The organism is Desulfomarina sp., from assembly GCF_054039375.1.
Window position 1 is genome coordinate 1 of record NZ_JBPLBA010000029.1, and the last position, 5282, is coordinate 5282.

Annotated in this window: 3 protein-coding genes; all 3 read left to right on the forward strand. The window is 46.1% G+C overall.

Annotated features, from left to right (window positions below; translation table 11 throughout):
* Positions 1-987: 987 nt before the first annotated feature.
* Positions 988-3450 carry a DNA topoisomerase III gene (locus ACXLDX_RS01755; protein ID WP_457575468.1) on the forward strand — a complete coding sequence of 821 codons (2463 nt, stop codon included), beginning with the start codon at positions 988-990 and terminating at the stop codon, positions 3448-3450.
* A 30-nt stretch (positions 3451-3480) separates the two neighbouring features.
* The gene (gene rsfS / locus ACXLDX_RS01760; RefSeq protein WP_457575469.1) at positions 3481-3852 is read left to right on the forward strand and encodes a ribosome silencing factor; all 372 of its coding nucleotides are present in this window, start codon (positions 3481-3483) and stop codon (positions 3850-3852) included.
* Positions 3853-3906: 54 nt separating this feature from the next.
* Positions 3907-5282: threonine synthase (gene thrC, locus ACXLDX_RS01765; RefSeq protein WP_457575470.1), on the forward strand; the 1376-nt coding region annotated here is incomplete at its 3' end.

The window sequence follows — 5282 nt, forward strand, 5'->3', positions numbered from 1 at the left end:
AAAAAAAGCCTTGCCGCAACTGAAGAAACATTACGGAAGGTATAACTTCAACTTCCAGCACCATACCGGACAGTTGAACTGTGCAACATTATCATAACAGCCGGCTGTTGTCAAGCCCAAGAAGTCCCATTCTTATCTCGGCCCGGGTTTCTGCAGATAAGTCACCATGGACGGGTTTACGGAGATCCCCGTCTGAGGTAGGAATGGGACCTTTCGCCTGGGTCAGGGCCTGTCCACGAAATGAGCAATTTCATGCAAAACCAAGGACTGAAAAAGGAATAAACACTGACATCATACTGATATTCCAGGCATTGTTTTTTGAGCATAACGCAGATTCAGTGCAACAGGACCATTTTATGGACAGGCACAGGTTACGACATTGGTTTATTGCAGTCGATAAAAATTCTATTTGACAAACGGAACATGTCTTTTTATTACATCTGGCAGCTTCTTCACACCTGAAGGATACAAACCAATGTCGTTAACTTGTGCCTGTCCATAAATGGTCTTTTTGCCCGATATCCGCGTTGCCCTGAAAATTTTATCCTCGGAGATAAGCGTAGACTCCGATAGCAATTTTTACCTGCGGTAAAGTTTCCCGTGCGCATTGATCTCGACCAAAAATCCTCCTTTCTGGACAGACACTGACTTAAGGACAAAATGGTTTAGAAAAGTCCCCAGGGACGGGTTTATAGCGTCCCTCGGACAAGGTCGGAATGGGGCTCATCACTTAAGTCAACGACATTGAGTTTAACCCTGTGAGCAATTACCCTTTGCGAAAAGATAATCGACATTTCCAACCGGACCCTTGCTTCTGTCTGATTATATTCGGACGTGTTTTCAGTTTTCCAGCAGACAGTAACTCCACTGTTTTCAGAATAAACCAATATTGCCGGTTTCTGAAAAATTAATATCTTAACCCTGAGACTACTTTGAAAAATCAGATTTTTTCATGGTAAAAACAATCTGAACACAGGCCATTTTTTCATGACAGACAAGACTCTTATAATTGCTGAAAAGCCCAGTGTGGCAAGTGATCTGGCAAAAATACTGCCCGATAGATTTAAAAAAACCAAGACCCATTTTGAAGGACAGAAATACGTAGTTTCCTACGCAATCGGCCACCTGGTTTCCATCTGTTACCCTGAAGAAATTGATCCCGCCTATCAGAAATGGGACATCAACAAACTTCCCATCCTGCCGGAAAAGTTCCCCCTGAAAGGACTGGACGGTACAAAAAGCCAGCTGAATGCCCTGCAGAAACTGATTCGCAGAAAGGACATCACAGAAATCATCAATGCCTGTGACGCCGGTCGTGAAGGAGAACTGATTTTCAAATACATCATAAAATATGTATGGAACAAGTCAGTTGCCAGAAAAAATTTTAAACGACTCTGGCTGCAGTCCATGACAGCAGATGCGATCAAATCAGGCTTTGCCAATCTCAGGGACAGTGAGGAAATGCTTCCCCTTGAAGACACGGCTCTCTGCAGATCCGAATCAGACTGGCTGATCGGAATCAACGCAACCAGGGCATTGACCGGCTTCAATTCACGCAACGGTGGTTTTTTTCTCACCCCCTGCGGCAGGGTACAGACCCCGACTCTATCACTTCTGGTCCAGCGGGAGCGATACCGGATGAATTTTATCCCGAAACCGTACTGCACCCTCCATGCGGATTTTGTATTCAATGACACAACATACAGGGGCAAATGGATTAACCCGGCTTTTAAAAAGGATAAGAACGATTCCTATAAACGTGCAGACAGAATATGGGAACCTGAAAAGGCGGCAGCGATAATTGCTAAATGTACAGGTCAGCCGGCAACCGTAGAGGAAACAAGTAAACAGACCAGCCAGCGCTCCGGTCCTCTCTACGATCTCACCCTGCTCCAGCGGGAGGCCAACTCCCGTTTCGGCTTTTCCGCAAAAAACACCCTGTCCATAGCCCAGGCTCTCTATGAAAGGCACAAACTTCTCACCTACCCCAGAACGGACAGCAAACACCTGCCGGAAGATTACCTGCCCACGGTGAAAAAAACCGTGCAGAGCCAGACCCGGTGGCAGCTAGCCGAATTTGCCGATACAGCCCTGAAAAATGGCTATCTTAGACTCGACAGACGCATTTTCAATAACAGGAAAATTTCCGACCATCACGCCATTATTCCCACCACACTGGTACCGAAAAATCTCTCGGACGCTGAACTCAAGATTTACAAAATTGTGGCACAGCGTTTTCTAGCTGTATTTTTTCCCCCGGCACTTTTTTTAAATACAAAACGATTATCCCATGTTATGGATGAAACCTTCCTGACCGAAGGAAAAATACTCAAGGAACCTGGCTGGAAGGTAATCTATGGAACGGGCACCGGAGATAAAAAAGAGAAAATGCTCACTCCCGTACCTGAAAATGCTGTCATCTCCTGTCAAAATGTCACCAGAGAGGATCTGGAAACGGTTCCTCCACCCAGATACAACGAGGCTACCCTGCTCTCGGCCATGGAAAATTCCGATAAACTCGTAGAAGACGAGGAACTGGCCGATGCCATGAAGGAACGTGGCCTGGGAACCCCCGCAACCAGAGCCTCCATCATTGAAAAACTGATCAAGGAAAAATATGTGGTCAGGGAGGGCAAGGACCTTACTCCCACGGGCAAGGCTTTTGAGCTTCTGGCTCTCCTGGAAGCCATGAAGATCGATGTCCTTGCTTCCCCTGAGCTGACAGGTGAATGGGAACATAAACTGAATCAGATCCTCAAGGGAACATTCACCAGATCCAAATTCATGGATGAGATACGGGCAATGACCATCCATATTATCAACCAGGTCAAAAATTTTGAAAAAACGGAAGTCAGGGCGGAAGCTCCTTTCAGCCCCGTCAATAACATCCGTTTCTTTTCCTCTCCCACTGCCTATGTTTCCGAGGATCAGAAAATTTCCATAAGAAAAATCCTTGGCGGCAGAGTTATGACCACGGACGAAATCGTCGCTCTGCTGAGGGGTGAAACAATCGGCCCGTTCAGTGACTTCAGGTCAAAAAAGGGAAAACCGTTTTCAGCTTCACTTCGCTTCACCAACGGAAAAATAGAATTTCTCTTTGAAAAATCAACCGCCGACCTGGATATCGAGGCCATCAAAAAAGGTGAAGTTCTCGGCATTTCTCCAGTAGATAACACCAGGGTTTTTGAAACTCCGGCCGCTTTCATGTCTGAATCGGCACTGGACGGAGACGAGAAAAAGGGACTCAGAATCGGCAAGATAATCCTTTCAAAGACCTTGGAAACAAACCATATCCGTCAGTTATTGAAAGACGGAAAAACAGAACTGATCAAAGGATTTATTTCAAAGAAACGAAGGCCGTTCGATGCCTATCTGCTCCTTAACCGGAATGGCAGAATCAGCTTCGAATTTCCTCCACGTAAATCCAGAAAAAATGAACAAAAAAATTGACAGCCCTCACAGAAAAGGGCACAAGTAATTATGAAACAGATAAAAAAAGAATACCGTGACAAAAGCGGAGAAGAACTGGCCAGGGTCTGCGCGGCAGCGGCACTTAATACTAAGGCTGAAGATCTTGTCATTCTGGATGTTCGCGGACTCACCACTTTCACCGAATATTTTGTCATCATGAGCGGCAGATCAACCCGGCATGTCCAGGGACTGGCTGAAGCGATTGAAGGGGAGCTCCGTTCAAAAAGAGTCAAGGCATCAAAGGCGGAAGGACTTCAGGACTCCATGTGGGTTCTGCTTGATTTCGATGACGTGGTTGTTCATATTTTCTATCATGAACAACGAAAGTTTTACGATCTGGAAGGATTGTGGCATGAGGCCAAAAATATAAAAATATCCTGACTCCGTGAACGTTTGATGGTGATGTAACCATTTTTCAAACACCTGATAAAAGCCATGCAATATCTCAGCACCAGGGGCGGAGTATCCCCCCTATCCTTTACAGCAGCAGTCATGATGGGACTGGCGGAAGACGGCGGCCTTCTTCTTCCAAGAACCATTCCCAGAATAGGTTGTGAAACACTGGCATCCTGGCAGAATCTTACTTATGCTGAACTCGCATTTGAAATCATGAGCCGTTTCATTGATGATATTCCGGCAAATGATCTCAAAGATCTCATAGCCCGCTCTTACAGCACCTTTACCCGGAGTGAAATAACTCCTCTTGCACATGTGGGTGACTATCATATACTCGAGCTGTTCCATGGTCCTACCCTTGCTTTCAAGGATATAGCCCTGCAGTTTCTCGGCAATCTTTTCGAATATCTGCTGGACAAAAACGAGTCAAATCTCAATATCCTCGGGGCAACATCCGGGGACACCGGCAGTGCCGCAATTTACGGGGTCAGAGGGAAGGAGCGGATCAAGATTTTTATTCTTCATCCCCATGGACGAGTCAGCAGGGTTCAGGAAAAACAGATGACAACCGTGGTGGACGATAATGTCTTCAATATCGCCATCAGGGGTTCTTTTGATGATGCCCAGGCCATCGTGAAAAAAATTTTCGGTGATGTCGATTTTAAAGCGAAACACAATCTTGGCGCGATCAATTCCATTAACTGGGCCCGGGTACTTGCCCAGGTAGTCTATTATGTTTACAGCTGTCTTCATATCATAGACCACGAAAAGGATTCTTCCCTGGACTTTGCCATTCCCACAGGTAATTTCGGCGATATTTTTGCAGGCTTTATCGCCAGAAGAATGTTGCCCGAGGGAACAATCAGGCAACTGGTTCTGGCGACCAATTCGAACGATATCCTCAGCCGACTGGTCAACAGGGGCGATTACTCCCTTGGAGAGGTCAAAATAACTTCCAGCCCCTCCATGGATATTCAGGCGGCTTCCAATTTTGAAAGGTATCTTTACTACCTGGTCGACAGCGATGCCACCCGTACCAGTGAATTGATGGAGGAATTCTCGAAGAACGGATCCCTTGATCTGAGCAACTATCAGGAACAGATCAAAAGAGATTTTACAGCAGCCTCCGTACCGGAAAATGAGGTTCTCAAAACAATAGCTCGCTACCATACCGAATACGGCTATCTGCTTGATCCCCACACAGCCGTTGGAGTAAGTGCGGCAGAACAGTATAAGACTGCCTCCATTCCCATGGTCTGCCTTGCAACTGCCCATCCAGCCAAATTCGACGAAGTTGTTGCAGAGGCGGTAAAAAATAAGCCGGAAATTCCGGAAAGTATTTCTACAGTTTTAAAAGCTGAATCACGATGCGAAATCCTGGAAGCAAACGCAAATGACATCCGTGACTATATCAC

Excerpts from the sequence above, each read along its gene's own strand:
- ACXLDX_RS01755 (WP_457575468.1), top strand. The coding sequence starts at position 988 with ATGACAGACAAGACTCTTATAATTGCTGAAAAGCCCAGTGTGGCAAGT.
- rsfS (WP_457575469.1), top strand. The coding sequence starts at position 3,481 with ATGAAACAGATAAAAAAAGAATACCGTGACAAAAGCGGAGAAGAACTG.